This is a genomic window from Rhizobium sp. K33 (assembly GCF_056501445.1).
On the sequence record NZ_CP096478.1, the window covers coordinates 1204939 to 1226587 of the forward strand.

The 21649-nt window shown below is 62.1% G+C and carries 18 protein-coding genes and 4 tRNA genes; 14 read left to right on the top strand and 8 right to left on the bottom strand.

The window, feature by feature from the left end:
- Nucleotides 1-14: 14 nt before the first annotated feature.
- Nucleotides 15-776: a DsbA family protein gene (locus M1E12_RS05970; RefSeq protein ID WP_479564064.1), complete on the bottom strand. Its 762-nt coding sequence runs from the start codon at nt 774-776 to the stop codon at nt 15-17.
- Nucleotides 777-965: 189 nt separating this feature from the next.
- On the opposite strand from M1E12_RS05970, the gene M1E12_RS05975 reads away from it, so the two are divergent.
- Both M1E12_RS05975 and M1E12_RS05980 read left to right on the top strand, forming a co-directional pair.
- On the top strand, nt 966-2132 hold the full coding sequence (locus tag M1E12_RS05975; protein WP_479564065.1) for a pyridoxal phosphate-dependent aminotransferase: 1167 nt from the start codon (nt 966-968) through the stop codon (nt 2130-2132).
- Nucleotides 2133-2242: 110 nt separating this feature from the next.
- On the top strand, nt 2243-2803 hold the full coding sequence (locus tag M1E12_RS05980) for a GNAT family N-acetyltransferase (protein WP_479564066.1): 561 nt from the start codon (nt 2243-2245) through the stop codon (nt 2801-2803).
- A gap of 103 nt (nt 2804-2906) precedes the next feature.
- On the opposite strand, the gene M1E12_RS05985 is transcribed toward M1E12_RS05980, so the two are convergent.
- A complete protein-coding gene (locus tag M1E12_RS05985) occupies nt 2907-5825 on the bottom strand; it encodes an Rne/Rng family ribonuclease (protein ID WP_479564067.1) in 2919 nt (972 codons plus the stop codon).
- Nucleotides 5826-6501: 676 nt separating this feature from the next.
- Here M1E12_RS05985 and M1E12_RS05990 point away from each other — a divergent pair.
- The 3 genes from M1E12_RS05990 to prfB all read left to right on the top strand — a co-directional run bounded on the left by M1E12_RS05990 (nt 6502) and on the right by prfB (nt 11698).
- Nucleotides 6502-7770 (top strand): N-acetylmuramoyl-L-alanine amidase, encoded by a 1269-nt coding sequence (locus M1E12_RS05990; RefSeq protein ID WP_479564068.1) that lies wholly within the window; start codon nt 6502-6504, stop codon nt 7768-7770.
- A gap of 240 nt (nt 7771-8010) precedes the next feature.
- Nucleotides 8011-10464 (top strand): penicillin-binding protein 1A, encoded by a 2454-nt coding sequence (locus M1E12_RS05995; RefSeq protein WP_479564069.1) that lies wholly within the window; start codon nt 8011-8013, stop codon nt 10462-10464.
- Nucleotides 10465-10569: 105 nt separating this feature from the next.
- A protein-coding gene (gene prfB / locus M1E12_RS06000; RefSeq protein ID WP_162759997.1) for a peptide chain release factor 2 occupies nt 10570-11698 on the top strand; the annotation gives its coding sequence in 2 pieces (ribosomal slippage) (nt 10570-10638 and nt 10640-11698; 1128 coding nt in all).
- Between the two features lie 79 nt (nt 11699-11777).
- Here the strand turns inward: prfB and M1E12_RS06005 are convergent.
- Nucleotides 11778-12254: a hypothetical protein gene (locus M1E12_RS06005; protein WP_479564070.1), complete on the bottom strand. Its 477-nt coding sequence runs from the start codon at nt 12252-12254 to the stop codon at nt 11778-11780.
- A 7-nt stretch (nt 12255-12261) separates the two neighbouring features.
- The gene (locus tag M1E12_RS06010) at nt 12262-13035 is read right to left on the bottom strand and encodes an NAD kinase (RefSeq protein WP_136542523.1); all 774 of its coding nucleotides are present in this window, start codon (nt 13033-13035) and stop codon (nt 12262-12264) included.
- A gap of 194 nt (nt 13036-13229) precedes the next feature.
- Between M1E12_RS06010 and M1E12_RS06015 the strand changes: the two genes are divergently transcribed.
- Nucleotides 13230-13305 (top strand) — tRNA-Thr (locus M1E12_RS06015).
- Nucleotides 13306-13390: 85 nt separating this feature from the next.
- Nucleotides 13391-14365 (top strand): MliC family protein, encoded by a 975-nt coding sequence (locus tag M1E12_RS06020; RefSeq protein ID WP_479564071.1) that lies wholly within the window; start codon nt 13391-13393, stop codon nt 14363-14365.
- A gap of 27 nt (nt 14366-14392) precedes the next feature.
- On the opposite strand, the gene M1E12_RS06025 is transcribed toward M1E12_RS06020, so the two are convergent.
- From M1E12_RS06025 to rlmB, 3 genes are read right to left on the bottom strand one after another with little or no spacing between them, the layout of a single operon-like run.
- The gene (locus M1E12_RS06025) at nt 14393-15607 is read right to left on the bottom strand and encodes a glycosyltransferase family protein (protein ID WP_479564072.1); all 1215 of its coding nucleotides are present in this window, start codon (nt 15605-15607) and stop codon (nt 14393-14395) included.
- 37 nt (nt 15608-15644) lie between these two features.
- Nucleotides 15645-16439 carry an HAD-IIB family hydrolase gene (locus tag M1E12_RS06030; RefSeq protein ID WP_479564073.1) on the bottom strand — a complete coding sequence of 265 codons (795 nt, stop codon included), beginning with the start codon at nt 16437-16439 and terminating at the stop codon, nt 15645-15647.
- Nucleotides 16439-17320, bottom strand: coding sequence for a 23S rRNA (guanosine(2251)-2'-O)-methyltransferase RlmB (gene rlmB / locus M1E12_RS06035; protein ID WP_479564074.1), 882 nt, complete (start codon nt 17318-17320; stop codon nt 16439-16441). Before rlmB ends, M1E12_RS06030 begins: the two co-directional genes overlap by 1 nt.
- Before the next feature lie 219 nt (nt 17321-17539).
- Here rlmB and M1E12_RS06040 point away from each other — a divergent pair.
- The 3 genes from M1E12_RS06040 to tuf all read left to right on the top strand — a co-directional run bounded on the left by M1E12_RS06040 (nt 17540) and on the right by tuf (nt 19119).
- A tRNA-Tyr gene (locus M1E12_RS06040) sits at nt 17540-17624 on the top strand.
- 21 nt (nt 17625-17645) lie between these two features.
- A tRNA-Gly gene (locus M1E12_RS06045) sits at nt 17646-17719 on the top strand.
- Nucleotides 17720-17943: 224 nt separating this feature from the next.
- A complete protein-coding gene (gene tuf / locus M1E12_RS06050) occupies nt 17944-19119 on the top strand; it encodes an elongation factor Tu (RefSeq protein ID WP_113465461.1) in 1176 nt (391 codons plus the stop codon).
- A 100-nt stretch (nt 19120-19219) separates the two neighbouring features.
- On the opposite strand, the gene M1E12_RS06055 is transcribed toward tuf, so the two are convergent.
- Nucleotides 19220-19594 (bottom strand): pentapeptide repeat-containing protein, encoded by a 375-nt coding sequence (locus M1E12_RS06055; RefSeq protein WP_113462461.1) that lies wholly within the window; start codon nt 19592-19594, stop codon nt 19220-19222.
- 226 nt (nt 19595-19820) lie between these two features.
- On the opposite strand from M1E12_RS06055, the gene M1E12_RS06060 reads away from it, so the two are divergent.
- The 4 genes from M1E12_RS06060 (at nt 19821) to nusG (ending at nt 21586) form a co-directional block, all read left to right on the top strand.
- Nucleotides 19821-20462, top strand: a complete 642-nt coding sequence (locus M1E12_RS06060) for a hypothetical protein (protein WP_479564075.1) — start codon at nt 19821-19823, stop codon at nt 20460-20462.
- Nucleotides 20463-20580: 118 nt separating this feature from the next.
- Nucleotides 20581-20656, top strand: a tRNA-Trp gene (locus M1E12_RS06065).
- A gap of 182 nt (nt 20657-20838) precedes the next feature.
- Entirely contained in the window at nt 20839-21039 is a 201-nt protein-coding gene (gene secE, locus M1E12_RS06070; RefSeq protein WP_054149598.1) for a preprotein translocase subunit SecE, read from the top strand.
- A gap of 16 nt (nt 21040-21055) precedes the next feature.
- Nucleotides 21056-21586, top strand: coding sequence for a transcription termination/antitermination protein NusG (nusG, locus tag M1E12_RS06075; RefSeq protein ID WP_113462463.1), 531 nt, complete (start codon nt 21056-21058; stop codon nt 21584-21586).
- Nucleotides 21587-21649: the final 63 nt, after the last annotated feature.

Here is a 21649-nt window from a genome sequence, read left to right on the forward strand (position 1 = left end):
GGAGGGGGCCTGTCTCAGCAGGTGGCCTTGCCGCAGGCGCGCACATTGCCGAGCTTGGCAACGATCGCTTCCTTGCCGACGGCGCCCGGAACGGTCTCGTCGCCGATGACATAGGACGGCGTGCCGGTGATCCCCAGGCTGGTCGCCAGCTGATAGGCTTCCTGCACCTGATCGGTGTTGGGGCTTTCTTCCATCTTGGCGCGGATTGCCTCTTCCTTGATGCCGAGCTCGCCGGCAATCGCAATCGCGCTCTCTTCCGAGGCGCGGCCATCCTGGGTCATCATAGCGCGGAAGAAGGCGCCATACTGTTCGGGCGCAAGCTTGCGCACGGCATCCGACACCTTGTGCGCCGCCTCGCTGTCGGGGCCGAGGATCGGGAATTCCTTCAGCACATAGCGGACATTCTTGTCTTCTTCGAGCACGGCTTCCATGTCGGCATGGGCGCGGCGGCAATAGCCGCAATTATAGTCGAAGAACTCGACCACGGTAACGTCGCCCTCAGGGTTGCCGATGGCGAGGTCATAGGCCGAGTTGAAGATCGCATCCTTGTTGCTCGAGAGCGCTTCCGCCGAGCGCTGCGAGCGGATCTCGTCCTGCTTCTTCTGCAGCGCGTCCTGCACTTCGAGCATCACTTCCGGGTTCTCGATCAGATATTCGCGGATGAATTCGCCGAATTCTTTTTTCTGCGCCTCGTCGAGGGCGCCAGCCGGCAGCGGCATCAGGGCGGGAAGAAGCGCAACACCGGCGCTGGCGATCATCTTGAAGTTCAGGGCCATGTCTTTCCTTGTCCTTGCCGTCTGCTGTGTCATCTCTCCGCGCCGCATCGGATGCAGGCCGGTCACGGCAGAGCCTAAAGGCTCATGCTTTCGAGCGGAATGGCCTTTTTGCACTGCCTTGTCCACCCTCTCCATTGTGATGCCACGCGCTTTGCGGCAAATGTCGGGCGTCTGATCGAGGAGCTTCCATTGATTTCCATTTCCAAGCGCAGTGCCGTCGAACCCTTCCACGCCATGGACATCCTGGCCGAAGCCACCCGCCGGCGGCAGGAAGGGCGCCCGGTCATCTCCATGGCCGTCGGCCAGCCCGGCCATCCGGCACCGCAGGCAGCGCTCGAGGCCGCCCGAAAGGCGCTCGAAGGTGGTCGCATCGGCTATACCGACGCGCTGGGCATGACCGCGCTCCGCCAGGGCCTCGCCGAGGAATATCGCCGCCGCCACAATGTCTCGGTCGACTGGAAGCGCATCGTCGTCACCACGGGCTCCTCCGCCGGCTTCAATCTGGCCTTCCTCTCGCTCTTCGACGTCGGCGATGCCGTCGCGATCGCGCGCCCCGGCTATCCTGCCTATCGCAGCATTCTGGCAGCGCTCGGTCTCAAGGTCATCGAAGTTGCCGTCGGCCCGGAAACCGGCTTTACGCTCACGCCGGAGAGCTTGGAGCGAGCCCAGGCCGAAGCAGGCGTTCGCCTCAAGGGCGTCCTGCTGGCAAGCCCGGCCAATCCGACTGGCACGGTCACGACCAAGGCCCAGCTGAAAGCCGTCTACGACTACTGTCAGGGGCAGGGGATCACGCTGATCTCCGACGAGATCTATCACGGCCTGACCTATGGCGCAGAAGAGGCGACCGCGCTTGAGATCGGCGACGAGGCCGTCATCATCAATTCCTTCTCCAAATACTATTGCATGACCGGCTGGCGCATCGGCTGGATGGTGCTGCCGGAAGAACTGGTCCGCCCGGTCGAATGCGTCGCCCAGAGCCTCTACATCTCCGCACCCGAACTCTCGCAGATTGCAGCGCTGGCGGCGTTGAGCGCAACCGACGAGCTGGAGCACTACAAGGCCGCCTGCCAGGCCAACCGCGACTTCCTGATGACGCGTCTGCCGGAACTCGGCCTGCCGCTGCTCTCGCCGATGGACGGCGCCTTCTACGCCTATGTCGATGCGAAAGGCTTCACCAATGACAGCATGGCCTTCGCGAGACGGATCCTTGCCGAAACCGATGTCGCCGTCACGCCGGGCCGCGATTTCGACCCGGTCGACGGTCACCTGGCACTCCGCTTGTCCTATGCCGGCACCATGACGGAGATGGTCGAGGCGACCGACCGCCTGGCCAAATGGCTGCCGAAGAGTGATTAGGCATTGAGCGAAATGGATTCGCGCTCAATGGCTTGCCGGGATTTCCGGATTCAATCTCGTAAGCCGTTGAATCAGATTGTGAAGGCTTGAATGGCGGCAGGGCGAGCACGATGACGGTGATGAAACCGGAACACAGGGTCCACCAGGCCCCGCAGATTGTCACGGCACGCACCCTCATGCGTGCCCATCGCTCTGACGATCTCGAGGCCATGGTTGCGCTCTGGGCCGACGAGCGGGTGACGCGTTTCATCTCCGGCCGGCCTTCGACCCGCTCCGAGACCTGGAGCCGGCTGTTGCGCTATGTCGGCCACTGGCAGGCTCTCGGTTTCGGGTATTGGGCCGTCGAGGACTGCGAGACCGGCCGCTACATCGGCGAGGTCGGCTTTGCCGATTTCAAGCGCGAGATCGAGCCTTCACTGGGGAGTGTTCCCGAGGCCGGCTGGGCGCTGACGCCGGAGGTCCACGGCAAGGGCATTGCGACCGAAGTCATGTCCGCAGCACTGGATTGGACGGACAGCCATTTCGTTGAGCCGCATACCGTCTGCATCATCGATCCCGAGCACAAGGCATCTATGCAGGTGGCAAAAAAGCTCGGCTATCAATTCAGCCATGTCGCCATGTTCATGGACCGCCCGACCCAGGTCATGTCCCGACGAGGTCGAGGCCCGTAAACGCATATCGGGCGCCGCCCGGCTTTCGCTTCGACCACCCCGGAATACAAAAAGGCCCCGCGCGAGCGGGGCCTTTGTCATTTCAGTGATCTCAAGGCCGTTCTCAGAAGAAACCGCGCTTCTGCCACCAGCCGCCCTTCTTGGGCTTGGCTTCCGTCGCGTCTTCCGAGGCCGTCACGGAGGTGACGACGGGTTCTGAGGAGGTCACGTTGGATTCGCGATTGGCGCGAACCGGCTTCGTCTCGTCGGCAACCGGGGCAGGGGCTGCTGCCGGCTCGGCGGCAACCTCTTCGGTGGCAACCGCTTCCGCAACGGTCGCGGCAGCGGTTTCGACGGGGGCCGCAGCAACCGGTGCCGGTTCCGCCGCAGCTTCGGGCTCGGCGCTGGCCTTGGCCTTGCGGGTGCGGCGCGGCTTCGGCTTGTCGGCCGCGGGCGTCTCTTCCGCCGTTTCCACGACGTCGGGCGAGCCGGCTTCTACGGTCTCGGCAGCAACGGCATCGACCGGCGCTTCGTCGGCATCGTCACCTTCGCCTTCGCCACCATTGTCGTCGGATGCTTCGATCGAGCCTTCTTCGCCCGGACGATTGCGGCGACCGCCACGCTTGCCACGGCGGCGGCGCTTGCGCTTCTGGCCGTCGTCATTGCCGTCAGCTTCGCCATCAGCAGAGCGGATTTCGCCGTTGGTGTCGACGGCATCGTCCTCGCCCTCGTCACCATCCTCGTCATCTGAATCGGCGCCATTGTCGCCGTTCTGCATCTCGGAATGCGGGCCGTTGCCATTCTGACCGTTCTTGCCACGACGGCGACGGCGGCGCTTGCGCTTGCGGTTGCCCTGCTCGTCGCCTTCGCCACGCGCCTGCTGCTGCGGCGCGCTCTCGGCCTTGGCGGCGACGACGACTTCTTCCTCGTCTTCTTCCTCAGGCTCCGGAACGTAGTCGTCCTCTTCTTCGATCTCGGGCAGAAGCGACATCAGGCTTTCGATCTTCACCGGATTGGCAACGGCTTCGCCGCGCTCGATGGTGAAGTGCTGCGAACCGCCATGCTGCGGCGGCATGCCACCGTCGATGACGATCGACACACCGAAGCGGCCTTCGTAGTCGACGATCGTGTCGCGCTTCTGGTTGAGGAGGTAGAGCGCCGTTTCCGGCGTGGTGTGCACGATGATGTCGTGCGCGGTGCTTTTCAGCAGGAATTCCTCGATGCCGCGCAGGACATGCAGGGCGACGGAAGACTGCGACCGGATGAGGCCGGTGCCTGCGCAATGCGGGCAGACCTGCGTGGTCGATTCCAGCACCGAGGCGCGGATGCGCTGGCGCGACATTTCCAGAAGGCCGAAATGCGAGATGCGGCCGACCTGGATGCGGGCGCGGTCGTTTTTCAGGCAATCCTTCAGCTTCTTCTCGACAGCGCGGTTGTTGCGCTTTTCTTCCATGTCGATGAAGTCGATGACGATGAGGCCGGCGAGGTCGCGCAGACGCAGCTGGCGCGCCACTTCTTCGGCCGCTTCCAGGTTCGTCTGGAGTGCCGTGTCCTCGATCGAATATTCGCGGGTCGAGCGGCCGGAGTTGACGTCGATCGAAACCAGCGCTTCCGTCTGATTGATGATGATGTAACCGCCGGACTTCAGCGTCACCTGCGGCTGCAGCATCTTGTCGAGCTGGGCTTCGATGCCCGAGCGCGCGAAGATCGGATGCAGGTCGCGATAGGGCTGAACCACCTTGGCATGGCTCGGCATCAGCATCTTCATGAAGTCTTTCGCTTCACGATAGCCTTCTTCGCCCGAGACGATGATCTCGGAAATGTCCTTGTTGTAGAGGTCGCGGATCGAGCGCTTGATCAGCGATCCCTCTTCATAGACGAGGCAAGGCGCCGTCGAAGCGAGCGTCAGCGTGCGGACATTCTCCCACAGGCGCATCAGATATTCGAAGTCGCGCTTGATCTCGACCTTGGTGCGGTTCGCACCGGCGGTGCGCAGGATCACGCCCATGCCCTGCGGCACTTCGAGACCGCGGGCGATTTCCTTCAGGCGCTTGCGGTCGGTCGGCTGGGTGATCTTGCGCGAAATGCCGCCGCCACGCGCCGTGTTCGGCATCAGGACCGAGTAACGACCGGCGAGCGACAGGTAGGTGGTCAGCGCCGCACCCTTGTTGCCGCGCTCTTCCTTGGCGACCTGCACGAGCAGGATCTGCCGGCGCTTGATCACTTCCTGAATGCGATACTGCTTGCGCGGCTTGCGCTGGGCGCGATCCGGAACCTCTTCCATGGCGTCTTCGGCGCCAACGGATTCGATCTCTTCCTTTTCCTCGACGTGATCGTCGTCGTCGTCATCATCGCTGTCGTCGTCGTCACGACGGCCGCGGCGACCGCCGGCTTCCTCGGAAATCTCGTCCATGTCGACCATGGCCGCGATCGTGCCGCCTTCGGCATCGTCAGAGCCTTCGCTGCCTTCCTCGGCAGCGGTCTCTTCTGCGGCGGCCTTCTTGGCGCGCGGCTTGCGAACCCGCTTCGGCTTGGCCTTGGCGGCGGGCTCCTCGGCGGCAGCCTCGGTCTCCCCTTCAACGGCAGCGGCCGCCGCAACGTCCGCATCGGCCTCGGCTGCCAGTTCGGCCGCAACGTCGTCAACGATGGCGGAAGCGACGGGGGAAGCGGCAGGGATGCCGATGTCAGGCTGATCCTGAAGAGCCGGATCATTGCTCAGGATCTCGTCGCCCTCGACGTCGTTTTCCTTGCGATGCTCTTCGGCTTCGGCACGAAGCAGCGCCTGGCGGTCGGCGAGCGGGATCTGGTAGTAGTCGGGGTGAATTTCGGCAAAGGCCAGAAAGCCGTGGCGGTTGCCGCCGTAATCGACGAAAGCGGCCTGCAGCGAGGGTTCGACCCTCGTTACTTTCGCCAGATAGATGTTGCCTCGGATTTGCTTCTTGTGTTGGGATTCGAAGTCGAATTCTTCAATACGGTTACCGCGAACGACGACAACGCGCGTCTCTTCCTCGTGAGACGCGTCGATAAGCATTTTGTCTGCCATTTAAGCTGTGCTCCTCGGCGCCCTCGGTCGGTGGTCCACCCGCGCGCTGAACTTTAAAGCGGCTGGAACCTAGCGGACTGTGCGCCGGATATAGATGTGGACGCACGGAAGACCGGGTTTGCAGCATACGGACGGACGCCGGGGCTCTTTCCGATCCCGGTCCGTTCCTGGTCATGTCAACCTGCTGCAAAGACATCAAATACCGTACGTCAACGACAATGATATGGACCCCTCGGGATCCGATGAATGCTCGGTAAGGAGCTGTTGGTGGAGAGCCACCGATGATTTGCCGACCGTGTCGGCGTGTTGAACCAGTTTCAGGAAAAAATGCGGAGACGGCAGATGAATGTCCGGTTGAACAGGCGCCAAATCCATTGTCTGAGGTTGGCAGCCGTAGGCGGAAACTCTATCCCGTTTGCACTTTTATCCCTCGTTTGCCTTGTATGTTTTCTACGTCACAATAGCAAGAGCAAACGGATTTATGCCATAATGGCAGTGAATTAGGGGAAGTGCATCATTCCGCGTGATTCCGAGTGGAAAACCGGTGGCGAACCGCAAATTTGCCAGCCATCGGGTCGTTGGAAAGAGGCATGCGGCGGACAAACGAAGAAAATGGCGCAGCGCGCGGCCTGTGATGCATGTCACAGTCTTGTCGCAGCCATCACGGGGGCAGGATTTGAGAAGACTTTCGGCGCTGCCGGCGGGGCGAAAACTCGCGCTTTGGAGCCGAATCGTTTTGACGTCGGTTGCGCTTGCGCTTCCGGTGCTCGCGACGGCTCATCATGCCCATGCGGTGACCGCCGAACTGCGCGAAGATCTCCTGGTCGCCTATGGCGCGCGCATCGCCGGTGATGAGGCCCGCACGCGCATCGTGCTCGATTTCGACCGTGCCCCGACCATTGAGGCCCGCTACATCGCCAATCCCGACCGCATCGTCGTGGATCTGCCGGCCACGGCCTTTGCCTTTGCCGAGGCGGACTTGCAGGCGACCGGCCTGTTCAAGGACATTCGCTACGGTTCGATGGACGCGACCTCGGCGCGGCTTGTGCTGACGGCGGCGCGACCCGCGCGGCTCGCCAAGGCCGAAGTGATGCCGAACGAGGGCGGCAGCGGCTATCGGCTCGTGCTGGATGCCGAGCTCGTGCCCGAGCAGGATTTCGCCGCACTCGTCTCAGGCCAGGCCTGGGCGCGGCCGGCAACGGATGTCGCGACCACGGCAACGGTTCCGGTCGCAGCGCCCGCGGCGGATGAATTCGTCATTGCGATCGACGCAGGCCATGGCGGCATCGACGCCGGCGCGACAGGCGCATCGACCAAGACGCCGGAAAAGGACATCACGCTCGCCTTCGCCAAGATCCTACACGACAAGTTGAAGGACCTTCCCGGCATCCGACCTGTGATGACCCGCGACACCGACAAGTTTCTGTCGCTCTCCGAGCGGGTGCTGATTTCCCGGCAGAAGGGCGCAGATCTTCTGATCTCGCTGCATGCCGACACGCTGCGCCAGGCCGATATCCGGGGCGCCACCGTCTACACCATCTCCGATAAGGCCTCCGACCATATGGCCGCGCAGCTCGCCGAGCGCGAAAACTTCTCCGATACGATCGGCGGCGTCGAGCTGCCGACCGAAACCGAGCCCGAGGTCGGCGATATCCTTCTCGACCTGACGCGCCGGGAGACCCAGGCCTTCTCGATCTCGATGGCGCAGGCCGTTGTCGGCTCGTTCGAGGGGCAGATCGCGCTGATCAACAATCCCCATCGCCACGCCGGTTTCCGCGTGCTCCAGGCGCCGGATGTGCCCTCCATCCTTCTCGAGCTCGGCTTCCTCTCCAACAAGGACGACGAGAAGCTGCTGCTCGATCCGGTCTGGCGCGAAAAGGTCGCCGATCTCCTGGTCGAGGCGATCAAGCGCTACCGCCAGCCCGAGCTCGCCAATGGCGGTTAGGTCACAGCGCCGGAGGAAGCTGTGAGCTAGCCGCGGTTACGCGGCTAACGGCCCTATTTTCCTCACATTGTGCCCGTTACTCCGGTATAGGTTGCGCGAGGGTCGGCGATATCGAATCGCGGTCCCTTTTGCGTAAGGTCCGCATGTCTTGCCATCCACCGCATGACGTGCAAAACGCCACAGGGTGTGCGAAGCTCTCATGCAGCGCGCGGAACCTGAAGCAGAGCCGGTAGCGGAAACATGATCAGACTCATTGGATATCTCTTCGGATTGGCGTCCGTGCTGGCGCTCGGCGTCGCAGCGGTCGTCGCCATCTATCTGAACGGGGTAACCAAGGACCTGCCCAATTACGAGGTGCTGGCGAGCTACTCGCCGCCGGTCACCACCCGCATCCATGCAGGCAACGGCGCGCTGATGGCGGAATATGCCCGCGAGCGGCGCCTCTTCCTGCCGATCCAGGCGATCCCGGACCGCGTCAAGGCAGCCTTCCTGTCGGCCGAAGACAAGAACTTCTACAATCACCCGGGCGTCGATATCTATGGCCTCGGTCGCGCCATCCTGGTGAACGTCCAGAACCTCGGCTCCGGCCGCCGTCCGGTCGGCGCTTCGACGATCACCCAGCAGGTGGCGAAGAACTTCCTTTTGTCGTCGGACCAGACCATGGACCGCAAGATCAAGGAAGCGATCCTCTCCTTCCGCATCGAGCAGACCTATTCCAAGGACAAGATCCTCGAACTCTATCTGAACGAAATCTTTTTCGGCCAGAATGCCTATGGCATCGCGGGTGCTGCACTCACCTATTTCGACAAGTCGGTCACCGAGCTGACGATTGCCGAGACGGCATATCTGGCAGCACTGCCGAAGGGCCCGAACAACTACCACCCCTTCCGCCGCACCGAAGCCGCGCTTGAGCGCCGCAACTGGGTCATCGACCGCATGGTCGAGAACGGTTTCGTCGCCCGCGAGGAGGGCGATGAAGCCAAGAAGCAGCCGCTCGGTGTGACGCTCCGCCGCTCCGGCTCTTCGCTCTTTGCCTCCGACTATTTCGCCGAGGAAGTCCGCCGCCAGATCATCGAGAAGTATGGCGACAAGTCGCTCTACGAGGGTGGCCTCTCGGTCCGCACCTCGCTTGACCCCGACATGCAGATCGCAGCCCGCAAGGCGCTCCAGTCGGCCCTCCTGACCTATGACCAGCGTCGCGGCTTCCGCGGGCCGATCAAGCAGATCCCGCTGGAAGGAGACTGGGGTGTGCCGCTTGCGGAGATCCCGCCGCTCGCCGATGTGCCGGAATGGAAGGTCGCCGTCGTGCTCGACGTCGCCGCCGATGGTGTCGATATCGGTCTGCAGCCGGCCAAGGAAGCGGGCGGCAAGGTCGTCGCCGAGCGCGTTCGCGGTCGCATCGCGCCTGACAATATGGAATGGGCCTTCCGTTCCGCGACCGGCGACCGCAAGTCGAGCAAGTCCCCGGTCGGCGTCCTGAACCCCGGTGATGTCGTCTATGTCGAGGCGCTCGAAGACGGCGGCAGTGCCTATCGCCTGCGCCAGTTGCCGAAGATCCAGGGCGGCCTGGTGGCCATGGACCCCCATACGGGCCGCGTTCTGGCGCTTGCCGGCGGCTTCTCCTATGCGCAGTCGGAATTCAACCGCGCCACCCAGGCCATGCGGCAGCCGGGTTCGTCGTTCAAACCCTTCGTCTACGCGGCAGCCCTCGACACCGGCTACACACCGGCCTCGGTCATCCTCGACGCCCCGGTCGAGTTCGTCTCGGGCGGTCAGGTCTGGCGCCCGCAGAACTATGGCGGCGGTTCCGCCGGTCCGCAGACGCTGCGTCTCGGCATCGAAAAGTCGCGAAACCTGATGACGGTGCGCCTCGCCAACGATATGGGCATGAACCTTGTCGCCGAATATGCCGAACGCTTCGGCGTCTACGACAAGATGAACCCGGTGCTTGCCATGTCGCTCGGCTCCGGTGAGACCACCGTGCTGCGCATGGTCTCCGCCTATGCCGTCTTCGCCAATGGCGGCAAGCAGATCAAGCCGACCCTCATCGACCGTATCCAGGACCGCCACGGCAAGACCATCTTCCGCCATGAGGACCGGATCTGCGAAGGCTGCAATGCCGAGCGCTATACCGGGCAGGAAGAGCCTGTTGTCGTCGACAATCGCGACCAGGTTCTCGACCCGATGACCGCCTATCAGATCACCTCCATGATGGAAGGCGTTGTCACCCGCGGCACCGCCGCTGGCAAGATCAAGCTCGACCGCCCGGTCGCCGGCAAGACCGGTACCTCGAACGACGAGAAGGACGCCTGGTTCATCGGCTACACGCCCGACCTCGTCGCAGGCGTCTATATCGGCTTCGACCAGCCGGCCCCGATGGGCCGCGGTTCGACCGGTGGTTCGCTGGCCGCGCCCGTCTTCAACGACTTCATGCAGATGGCAACGGCCAACCGGCCGGCGGGTCAGTTCTTCGTGCCGGCAGGCATGAGCTTCATCCCGGTCAACCGCACCACCGGCATGTTCGCGCTCGAAGGCGAACCGGATACCATCATCGAAGCCTTCAAGCCAGGCACCGGCCCGGCGGACTCCCTGTCGATCATCGGCATGGATGGCTATGCGCCGCCGGAAGAAATCCTGCGTGACTCTCCGCAGGCAAATCAGGCCGTGACCTCGGGTTCCGGCGGCCTGTTCTAACCCTCATCTGACCATCAGTCGCGACCCGGCCCTTTACATCAGGGCCGGGCGCAACTATGCGGAAGACCAGATTTTCACCAGTTTCAGAGGTTGAGAACCGAACGCATGCGCAATGAAATCGAGAATGTTGTCGACGAAATCAAGCAGGCCATAAGCCTGCTGAGGAGGCATCTTTGACTGGGACCAGGCGATAAGACGACTGGACTGGTTGAACAACAAGGCCGAGGATCCGAACCTCTGGAACGACGCCCAGGAAGCCCAGAAGCTGATGCGCGAGCGCCAGCAGCTGGATGACAGCATTGCTGGCGTAAAGCGTCTCGAGCAGGCGATGAACGATAACATCGAGCTGATCGAGATGGGCGAGGAAGAGGGCGACGAAAGCGTCGTCAAGGATGCCGAGGACCAGCTGAAGGCCCTGAAGACGGAAGCGGCCCGCCGCCAGGTGGAAGCCATGCTTTCGGGCGAGGCCGATGGCAACGACACCTATGTCGAAGTCCATTCCGGTGCCGGTGGTACCGAGAGCCAGGACTGGGCCAACATGCTTCTGCGCATGTATACCCGCTGGGCCGAACGCTCGGGCTTCAAGGTCGAAGTGCTGGAAGTGCATGACGGGGAAGAAGCCGGCATCAAGTCTGCGACCATCCTGGTCAAGGGCCACAATGCGTATGGCTGGATGAAGACCGAATCAGGCGTACATCGTCTGGTACGCATCTCGCCTTACGATTCGAACGCCCGCCGCCACACGTCCTTCTCATCGATCTGGGTCTATCCGGTGGTCGACGACTCGATCAACATCGAGGTCAACGAAAGCGACTGCCGCATCGACACCTATCGCTCGTCGGGCGCCGGTGGACAGCACGTCAACACGACCGACTCGGCTGTGCGCATCACGCACATCCCGACCGGCATCGTGGTCGCCTGCCAGCAGGAACGCTCGCAGCACAAGAACCGCGCCAAGGCCTGGGACATGCTGCGTGCCCGCCTGTATGAAGCCGAACTGAAGAAGCGCGAAGAAGCAGCCAATGCCGAAGCCGCCTCGAAGACGGATATCGGCTGGGGCCACCAGATCCGCTCCTATGTCCTGCAGCCCTACCAGCTGGTCAAGGATCTGCGCACTGGCGTCGAAAGCACCGATCCGGATAGCGTGTTGAACGGTGAGCTGAACGAGTTCATGGAAGCAGCCCTTGCCCACCGCATCAGCGGTAAGGCTTCCGAGGTCGCCGACATCGACTGATCCTCGTGATCGCTACAGAAACGAAGAAGGCGGAGCGCCCGGCGCTCCGCCTTTTCTTTTGGTGTTCTTATGCGGTGGCTCAGTTGCTCGCCCGCTCGACCCTGATGTCGCCGAGCTCGTCGATCAGCACGGTCCACTCCTCGATGCGATCGCTGGCGGGTGCGGTCCTCAGATAGACGGTAGCGAAGAAGCCGGGGGTGGCGGCAACGCCGCTGGTGCTTTCCGGGCGGATGCCGGTGACGTAGGGCTTGATGGCAGCGAACTCTTCCAGCTCGACACTTTCCACAAGCCGCAGCCCTGCTTCGCCGGAGGCAACCATCTGCAGATGGATCCGGGCTGTCCGGTCCGGCTGGCGGATGGCGATGAGCTTGTAATAGCCGCGCTCGCCGGCCTCCACGGCCGTTTCCACGCCGGGCACGCCTTCCGGTCCCGATTCCCAATAGCCGCCGCTGATCACGAAGGTGGCGGCGAGGGGGAGCTGGTCGATCTCCTCTGCCATCGAAGGCGAACTGACGAGCAGCGAAAGGGCGAATGCAGTGGCGGTGACGAGTTTCATCGAAGCCTCAATCGGAAAACTGTTCGGCGATGATCCGATCAGACCACGATCGGTCGGGATCGGAAAGAATGCGCGCCGTCGTTTCCTCCGATTGCGCAATCTCTACTCTCAGAACGGATTTGACCTCCGTATGATCCGCGACCGCATTGACGGGCCGTTTTCCCGGCTCCAGAACCTCGAGTACGACGGTGACCTTGTCCGGCAGCAAGGCTCCCCGCCAGCGGCGTGGACGGAAGGCACTGACGGGCGTGAGCGCAAGCAGCGGCGCTTCGAGCGGCAGGATCGGCCCATGCGCGGAGAGATTATAGGCGGTCGATCCTACGGGCGTGGCCACCATCAGCCCGTCGCAGATCAGTTCCTCGAGGCGCACCTTGCCGTCGATCACCACCCTGAGCTTTGCCGCCTGATAGGACTGGCGCAGCACCGAGACTTCGTTGATCGCCAGTGCGAAGGATGTCGAGCCGTCGGCATTGGTGGTCGTCATCTTCAGCGGGTGGAAGGCGTTCTCCACCGCCACCGAGATGCGCTCGGGCAGATTGTCGACCGAAAAATCATTCATCAGGAAGCCGACGGACCCGCGGTTCATCCCGTAGATCAGCTTGCCGCTGTTCATCGTGTCATGCAGCGTCTGCAGCATGAAGCCGTCACCGCCGAGCGCCACGATCACATCCGCATCGGTCGGATCGGTATGGCCATAGAGACGAATCAGTTCCTGGCGCGAAGCCTGGGCTTCGTCGGTGCTGGAAGCGATGAAGGCGAGCGACCGGAACGTACGAGACATGGCGAGCCCTGATGAAATGTCGCCAAGTGGTACATGATAAATACCTGTAACCACAAGCCGTTTCGCCCCAGAATCAGTTCGGCCCGCCGGTTGTTGAAGCGCGCGGGACAGGCGCCTGGATTCACCATTTACGCTAACCGTCCGGCCATTTTTTGCTTTACCGCAAATCGATTTGCGCCTACACAGCGGCCATTGCCCTTGTAGCTCAGTTGGTAGAGCACCTGATTTGTAATCAGGGGGTCGCGGGTTCGAACCCTGCCGGGGGCACCACTTCTCATCAGAATTGATCGCATTTGCCATTGTCCTTGAGGGCTGTTCTTTGGCATGGTCTCGGTCGAAAGCCGAGGAAGACCCGATGCGCGTACCGACACTGACCGGCCTGGCACTGGCCGCGACTGCAATCCTTGCTCTGCCAAATCAAGGGCAGGCCGCCGACATCAAATATGTCTGCGAAAACGGCAATTCCCTCATCGTCAGCTTCAGCCAGGACTTGGCCGAACTCACCCTTCAGGATGGCACAAAGCAGTCTCTCCCGCAGCAGCAGGCCGCCAGCGGCTTCTGGTATTCGAACGGCCGCTACGAGTTACGCGGCAAGGGCGACGAACTGCAGTTCGCGATCGGCCGGATGGCGCCGGTGACCTGCCGGGACGCGGGCGAGGTGACCGGCCAGTTCGACCGCGCCACCCGCGCTGAAGTCGAGCTTGCGGAAAAAGACACGGGCTTCGACGTGAAGGGCAAGCTCACCTGCCTGCGCTACCCGAATTTTGCCCTGAAGGAACTGGATCTCGGCGAGAAAGGCGCGGCTGGCCTCTACATCGCGCCATCGGAAGGTCCCTGTCAGCTCAATCCGACGCTCGATCGCAAGATCGAAGACGATACCGCCGGCTATCTCTGGGGAGCGGTCGGCCCTTACGCCTTTTTCCGCGGCGCCGATGGCTGGAATGGCGGCATGCCCTTCGTCGTCTACGATACCCGCAGTGGCACACGGCTGATGGATGACGTGGTGGCGGGTGAGTTCTCTGCCCTGACCCTGGTCGATGACGAACTGATGCTCCGCTACCGCAGGACCTATGCCGCCACCTGCTCGCTGCTGGCCCAGCCGGACAGCTGCGCAGCAAGCATCCGTAAGGAACTGGGCCTCGCCGGGGACCGACCGCTGCCGGATTGCCGGGCCGCCTATCAGCCGGCCATCGATGCCGATCCCAACGCCGCCAAGGATATCGAAGCCTGGCCGAGCGTCATCGACTATCCCATCGAGCGCAAGCTGACGGCCAATGGCACGTCCTTCGTCGCTGTCGAAGGCGAATTGACCTGCCGCCCGGCCATGTGACCGCCGGTCGGCAGTCTCCTATGACGATCAGTCCTCGGCGTCGAGCCGAACGGCTTCCTGAATATCCCGCAACAGGTCGGGAAGCGCACTCTGCACTCGGTTCCAGCTCGGCATGAAGGGCGTGGCGTTCGGATTGTCGAGATAGACCTGGCCCGCTTCGATCAGGTTGGCAGCGAAGAGTTCAACCGCCTGCTCTTCGCGATGGCGATCGGTCGTCAGGCCGTTCATCCGTGCGTCGTGGTAATAGGTCTCCACCAGATCCAGCGCCGTTCGGTAGTATGTCGCCTTCAACGTCCGGAAGGCATCCTGGCTGAACACGACACCGTCGGTCGCAAGCTTCCGGTAGAGCGCCTTGGTGATGTCGATCGACATGCGCGACAAGCCTTTCGCGGCATCCTCCGGCGAGAGCGGCTGGTGCTTGTGGTCATAGGCGTCGGCTATGTCGACCTGGCAGATCGACTGAGTGGAGTAGTTGCGCCACATCTCCGACAAGACGCCGATCTCCAGACCCCAGTCCGACGGGATGCGGATGTCGGAGAGGATCTGCGTCTGCATGGCAAATTCGCCGGCGAGCGGATAGCGGAAGGCCTTGAGGTAGTCGATATAGGGATGGTGTCCCATGACCTTTTCGAGGCTGAGCAGGATCGGCGTCACCAGAAGCCTCGTCACGCGACCGTTCAGCGAGCGGTCCGCGATCCGCGGGTAGTAGCCTTTGGAGAAGACGTAGGGAAAACGCGGATTGGCGACCGGGTAGACGAGGCGCGCCAGCATGTCCCGGGAATAGGTGACGATATCGCAGTCATGCAGGGCAACCACGCCAGCCTGACGGGCCGCCAGAACATAGCCCATGCAGAACCAGACATTGCGACCCTTGCCGGGCTGGTCGGGCGAGAGATCCTCGGCCTTCAGCTTCTCGTCGACGGCCCGCAGCCGGGGGCCGTCATGCCAGAGGATGGTATGCTTCTGCGGCAGGCGCGAGAAATAGCGCTTGGCGCTGCGAAACTGCTCTTCGCTCGCCTGATCGAGGCCTATGACGATTTCGGAAATGTAGGGAGCCTGGGAAAGCTCGGAGACGATGTGTTCGAGGGCGGGTGCCTCGAGTTCGGAATAGAGCGACGGCAGGATCAGCGTGATGGGGCGCGAAGCGGAAAAGACGGTCAGTTCCTTTTCCATCCGCTCCAGCGAGCGTTCCCTGAGATTGTGCAGGGTCGCGACCACGCCGTTCTGGTGAAAATCCGCCATGTCTAATCCTTTCGTGAGGAAGTCGGTTGCAGCCGACTCAGAGAAACCCCGTGGCAACGAGTTGATGGATCATGATGTTCCAGCCTTCCGGGCCGGATTGTTCCGAGCGGAGGATAGCACCTTCTCTTTCCCGTTCCGTGACGGGCAGCGCCTTGTGCGCAGGATTGGCAATGATGATGCCGCAATCGGCCGCCTCGAGCATGGCCAGATCGTTCGGTGCATCGCCGAGCGCGACCGTCCGGACAGGCTCGACCGAGCCGCGCTGGTAATGGGCAACGACTTGCGCCATGCGCTTGGCCTTGGATGTCTGTGGCATCAGGGTGAAGAAGCGCCCGCCCTGAACCGCCGTGAAGCCTTCCGCCTCGAGCAGGTCGATAAAGGCGCGCTTCTCGTCCTCCGTGCCGGCAAAGCGGCCCGGTTCTGAAAAGCGGCGTTTGCGGGCAAGTTCGGCGGATGCCGGGGGAAGCCCCGTCTCCTGCGCCACACGCGCAACATCCCAATCTCCAAAGCCCTCGAACTTGGAGCCGAGCTCCTTAGGTAATTCCCTAAGAAGCGCCCTCAATCGCTTGTAACGACTCGCGGTTTCGTCTTCCGAGGCAGCTACATTCCCGCTCTCGAGGCCGGCGACACCGGCACCATTTTCGACGATCATCGGATGGGATATGCCGATCGCCTCGGCGATCGGTCGCATCTCCGCTTCTGTCTTGCTGCTGGCGAGGATCACGGGGATGCCGCGTGCCGCCAGCAGTTCGAGCGCCGGCCGCGCCGCCTCGAAGGAATAGCTGTCGTGGTCGAGCAGCGTTCCGTCGAGATCGGTGAAGACCAGCTTCATCAGCCCTTGCCCACCAGATGCTGACGGGAGGCATAGAGCGCGATGGCCGCGGCATTGGAGACATTGAGCGACTTGATCGCGCCCGGCATGTCGAGGCGGGCGAGCGCCGAGACCGTCTCGCGTGTCTTCTGCCGCAATCCCTTGCCTTCGGAGCCGAGCACCAGTGCGATCCGATCGCCCTTCAGCGTCTGCTCCATCGGCGCCGGACCTTCCGAATCGAGACCGACGGAGAAGAAGCCGAGCTTGTGCAGCTCGCCCAGCGCATCCGCGAGATTGGTCACCTGGATATAGGGGATGAGCTCCAGCGCGCCGGAGGCCGATTTTGCAAGCACGCCTGATTCCGTCGGGCTGTGCCGCTGCGTGGTGATGACGGCGCCGGCATTGAAGGCCACGGCCGAGCGCATGATGGCGCCGACATTGTGCGGATCGGTCACCTGATCGAGCACCAGGATCAGCGGGCTGTCCTTCAGCGCTTCCAGCCGACGGACGGGCAGGGGGCGCGTCTCCAGCATGACGCCCTGGTGAATGGCCTCCGGGCCGAGCACCTTGTCGAGGTCCTGCGGTGTCACCGTCTCGAAGGGAATGCCGAGGTTTTCCACAGAGGGGATTTCAAGCCGGACCAGCGCATTCTGCGTCGCCGAGAGCTTGATCAGCTTGCGTTCGGGATTGTCGAGCGCTGCGCGCACGGTATGCAATCCATAGAGCAGGACCTGCTCGGGCGCGAGCTTCGGCGGCGTCCAGTCGGCATTGCTCTTGCGCGGCTTTTGCGGCCCGGGAGTGGGGATTTCGCCGCGCTCTCGCTTGGCATCGCGCACCTGTCGGCGCAGCGTCGCATAATGGGTGTCGCGGGCGGTTTTGTCGGTTTTGGGATCTTTGGCCATGCGCCCTTATAGCGGCGGGTGAAGGGCGGGCATAGACCCGGCCGGAAAATCCCCTGTGCGTCCGGGCCATGTGTCTGGCCTATGAAACTTTTCGGAATTTTTCGTCAAACTTCGTGTTGACATGAGCCGGTTGGGCCGTCATATACCCGCCGCAGATCAGGGGGCGACGCACTCTGGTCGGGACTACAAAGCTTGGTCGCCAGATCCGGACGAAAGAATGGAGAGATGCCCGAGTGGTTAAAGGGGACGGACTGTAAATCCGTTGGCTCAGCCTACGTTGGTTCAAATCCAACTCTCTCCACCATTCGTCCTCGGATCTGAAAATGCGGGTATAGCTCAATGGTAGAGCAGCAGCCTTCCAAGCTGAATACACGGGTTCGATTCCCGTTACCCGCTCCAGACCAAACGATCTCCTAAGTCTTCGATATCCAAAGATAAAATGAAGCAACATCTCGTTGCGACAGTCTCCTCACCCTGCGTCAGCTGAGGGGCATGGAATTCGCTCGTTTCGGGCGCTGGAAGGCCAATTATTTAACGCTTGCGCATTGCGCATGAAAGCCTTAAACGGCGGGACCAAACCGGTTCGCCGGGGCAACCCCGTTTCGTTCACAGGAAGCATTCAAATGGCAAAGAGTAAGTTTGAGCGCAACAAGCCGCACGTCAACATCGGCACGATCGGCCACGTCGACCACGGCAAGACGTCTCTGACGGCAGCGATCACCAAGTTCTTCGGTGAGTTCAAGGCCTACGACCAGATCGACGCAGCTCCGGAAGAAAAGGCACGCGGCATCACCATCTCGACGGCACACGTTGAGTATGAGACGGCCAACCGTCACTACGCCCACGTTGACTGCCCCGGCCACGCCGACTACGTCAAGAACATGATCACCGGTGCTGCCCAGATGGACGGCGCGATCCTGGTTTGCTCGGCCGCTGACGGCCCGATGCCGCAGACCCGCGAGCACATCCTGCTCGCCCGTCAGGTTGGCGTTCCGGCGATCGTTGTCTTCCTCAACAAGGTTGACCAGGTTGACGACGCCGAGCTGCTCGAGCTCGTTGAGCTTGAAGTTCGCGAACTTCTGTCGTCCTACGACTTCCCCGGCGACGACATCCCGGTCGTCAAGGGTTCGGCTCTGGCCGCTCTGGAAGACTCGAACAAGGAAATCGGCGAGAACGCCATCCGCAAGCTGATGGAAGAAGTCGACGCCTACATCCCAACGCCTGAGCGTCCGATCGACCAGCCCTTCCTGATGCCGATCGAAGACGTGTTCTCGATCTCTGGCCGTGGTACGGTTGTGACGGGTCGCGTTGAGCGCGGTATCGTCAAGGTCGGCGAAGAAATCGAAATCGTCGGCATCCGTCCGACGACGAAGACGACCTGCACGGGCGTTGAAATGTTCCGCAAGCTGCTCGACCAGGGCCAGGCCGGCGACAACATCGGTGCGCTGCTGCGCGGTGTGAACCGTGACGGCGTTGAGCGTGGCCAGATCCTGTGCAAGCCGGGTTCGGTCAAGCCGCACAAGAAGTTCAAGGCTGAAGCCTACATCCTGACGAAGGAAGAAGGCGGCCGTCATACGCCGTTCTTCACGAACTACCGTCCGCAGTTCTACTTCCGCACGACGGACGTGACGGGCATCGTGACGCTTCCGGAAGGCACGGAAATGGTTATGCCGGGCGACAACGTGACCGTTGACGTCGAGCTGATCGTTCCGATCGCGATGGAAGAAAAGCTGCGTTTCGCAATCCGCGAAGGTGGCCGCACCGTCGGCGCCGGCATCGTCGCTTCGATCGTCGAGTAATCGGCGATCTGATCGACAAGACCAAAGGGCCTCGCTGGAAACAGCGGGGCCTTTTCTCGTTGGAATAGGTGGCGCGTAGGCAGATTACGGCTCGCGCTGATCAAGCCCGCTCGAGGGATTGCTCTTCCGCCAGCCGCAGCAGATCGGTCACCAGATAGCCATTGATCGTCATGCCGCTGAGGTCGCATTCGGCAATCGAGGTGTCGGCGAGGCTTGCAAAGCGGATCGTGCTGCCATTGAAGTCGACATGGGTGACGCTGGCCCCATGCATGACGACATTCTCCATCACCACCGCATTCATGGCGACATTGCGCACGATCATTTGCTCGGCATTGGCGTCGGTCACGAGCGCGCGGCCGAGATCGACATTGCTGAACACGGCCTCTTTCAGAGAGACATCGCTGAAGCGGGATTCGGTCAGGTCGCTGTCGTCGAACTCGGAACCGGGCAGGGCGGCATTGCTGATACGGATCATGTCTGTCCTCCGCGTGGCGCCTTGAGAGTATCAGTCAAACTCGAAAAACAGGCAAGCTGGCTGCAAAGTCCGGATATGCCATGCGCCATGTCGGGAAATCCCTGACACGTGAGCTGCATGCCACCCATGCAAAGGCTTGCGTTCTAACGCCGCCGCTACGGGGTTACGGTTGAAACTATCCTGATTCGGTTGGCGCGGATATCCGCTGGAAAACATCGGACGAGCGATGATGTCTCTGAGCAGAACTGGCATCCGACGTGTGGCGCTGTCGGCATGGTTGCTCTCGCAGGCGACGGTCGTGTCGGCAGGCGAGGGGCCATTCCTCTGGGTCGCCAGCGGATCCCCCGATGATCTCGCGATTCGCACCGGCCTTGCGCTCGACCTGCCTGGTCGCCCGCGCTTCGGAACCGAATCGACGATCAAGGTGTCCACGCCATCTGCAGCCGGAACGGTGAGCCCGCCTCTGCGCATGTGGGGCGAATACGATCTCCTGAAGGGCGGAGGGGCTGCAACCACGCTGGCCCTGATCGCCAATCCGGCGACCGGCGCTGCCCGTGCCGCGCTGCGCCAGTCGGGAGCGCTTCTGGACAATGATATGGGAAGCGTGTCCGCGACACGGACGATCGAGGCAGGCCGCCGCACGGATGGGGAGCCCACCTATATCGCCCGCCAGGACCTGAGCATGGCCTTCCGTGCCTTCAACGCGACACTGGCGGGCGGCGTTGTCATGGACAACAAGGCTCCGTTGAGCGCCGAACTGCGGCTGGAGAAGCGTCTTCCGCTCGGCATCAGCCTGAAGGCCACGCTTTCCGATCTCGCCCAGGAGCCCAATGCCCGACTGGATGCCCGCATCGATCGCCGCTGGTGAACGATCCCTTTGGTCGCTTTGGTGAAAAGCAGAAAAAAGACACTTGCCATTCCGGTCCGCCCGTCTTAAAGGGAGCGCCATGCCTCGGACGGGAGCGTTTCTGTCGGAGGTGAGGCTTAGGGGTATAGCTCAGTTGGTAGAGCGGCGGTCTCCAAAACCGCAGGTCGGGGGTTCGAGCCCCTCTGCCCCTGCCATGTCCGCACGGCGCGCCTGATGGCTGCGACGAGCAAAAAGCACTGGCAAAGCCGAAAAGTTGCAGAAGAGCTTTTCCCTCTTGTGAAAAGGGGAAGGGGTCTTTATGTAGGGTTCAAACAGACACGCGGTGCGTGGGGCTGACCAAGGTCGGCTTTACGCGCCGTAAATGCGTGGGCAATAAATGGCATCCAAGGGTAATCCATTCGCGTTTCTGCAGCAGGTACGCTCCGAGACGTCCAAGGTGACGTGGCCCTCGCGTCGCGAGACCACGATTTCGACGCTCATGGTCCTGGCGATGGTGTTTTTCGCAGCGCTGTTCTTCTTCGGCGCGGACCAGCTGATCAGCTGGTTGCTCGGCCTCGTGCTGAGCGTTGGCAATTAATCGGGCGGAGACGAACATGGCGGCACGTTGGTACATCGTCCACGCGTATTCTAATTTCGAGAAGAAGGTCGCGGAAGACATCGAGCACAAGGCACGTCAGAAGGGCCTTGAGCACCTCTTCGAAAAGATCCTCGTTCCGACCGAAAAGGTCGTCGAGGTTCGTCGCGGTCGTAAGGTGGACAGCGAACGCAAGTTCTTCCCCGGCTACGTGCTGGTGCGGGCGAACCTGACGGACGAAGCCTACCACCTGATCAAGAATACCCCGAAGGTCACGGGTTTCCTCGGTTCCGACAACAAGCCGGTTCCGATCCCGGATTTCGAGGCGGAGCGCATCCTGGGCCAGGTCCAGGAAGGCGTCGAGCGTCCGAAGTCCTCCGTCTCCTTCGAAATCGGCGAACAGGTTCGCGTCTCCGACGGTCCGTTCGCCTCCTTCAACGGGATCGTCCAGGACGTGGACGAAGAGCGCTCGCGCCTCAAGGTCGAGGTCTCGATCTTCGGTCGCGCGACCCCCGTCGAACTCGAATACGGTCAGGTCGAAAAGGTCTGATCGGAGAAGGGGAGGCAACTCCCCGACCCGCGTGGGAGGATGGCGGTCTCTTAAGCCGGGCCG

Coding starts and splice junctions, on each gene's coding strand:
- M1E12_RS05970 (WP_479564064.1), bottom strand. CDS start 776: ATGGCCCTGAACTTCAAGATGATCGCCAGCGCCGGTGTTGCGCTTCTT.
- M1E12_RS05980 (WP_479564066.1), top strand. CDS start 2,243: ATGACGGTGATGAAACCGGAACACAGGGTCCACCAGGCCCCGCAGATT.
- M1E12_RS05985 (WP_479564067.1), bottom strand. CDS start 5,825: ATGGCAGACAAAATGCTTATCGACGCGTCTCACGAGGAAGAGACGCGC.
- M1E12_RS05995 (WP_479564069.1), top strand. CDS start 8,011: ATGATCAGACTCATTGGATATCTCTTCGGATTGGCGTCCGTGCTGGCG.
- M1E12_RS06005 (WP_479564070.1), bottom strand. CDS start 12,254: ATGAAACTCGTCACCGCCACTGCATTCGCCCTTTCGCTGCTCGTCAGT.
- M1E12_RS06010 (WP_136542523.1), bottom strand. CDS start 13,035: ATGTCTCGTACGTTCCGGTCGCTCGCCTTCATCGCTTCCAGCACCGAC.
- M1E12_RS06020 (WP_479564071.1), top strand. CDS start 13,391: ATGCGCGTACCGACACTGACCGGCCTGGCACTGGCCGCGACTGCAATC.
- M1E12_RS06025 (WP_479564072.1), bottom strand. CDS start 15,607: ATGGCGGATTTTCACCAGAACGGCGTGGTCGCGACCCTGCACAATCTC.
- M1E12_RS06030 (WP_479564073.1), bottom strand. CDS start 16,439: ATGAAGCTGGTCTTCACCGATCTCGACGGAACGCTGCTCGACCACGAC.
- rlmB (WP_479564074.1), bottom strand. CDS start 17,320: ATGGCCAAAGATCCCAAAACCGACAAAACCGCCCGCGACACCCATTAT.
- tuf (WP_113465461.1), top strand. CDS start 17,944: ATGGCAAAGAGTAAGTTTGAGCGCAACAAGCCGCACGTCAACATCGGC.
- M1E12_RS06055 (WP_113462461.1), bottom strand. CDS start 19,594: ATGATCCGTATCAGCAATGCCGCCCTGCCCGGTTCCGAGTTCGACGAC.
- M1E12_RS06060 (WP_479564075.1), top strand. CDS start 19,821: ATGATGTCTCTGAGCAGAACTGGCATCCGACGTGTGGCGCTGTCGGCA.
- secE (WP_054149598.1), top strand. CDS start 20,839: ATGGCATCCAAGGGTAATCCATTCGCGTTTCTGCAGCAGGTACGCTCC.
- nusG (WP_113462463.1), top strand. CDS start 21,056: ATGGCGGCACGTTGGTACATCGTCCACGCGTATTCTAATTTCGAGAAG.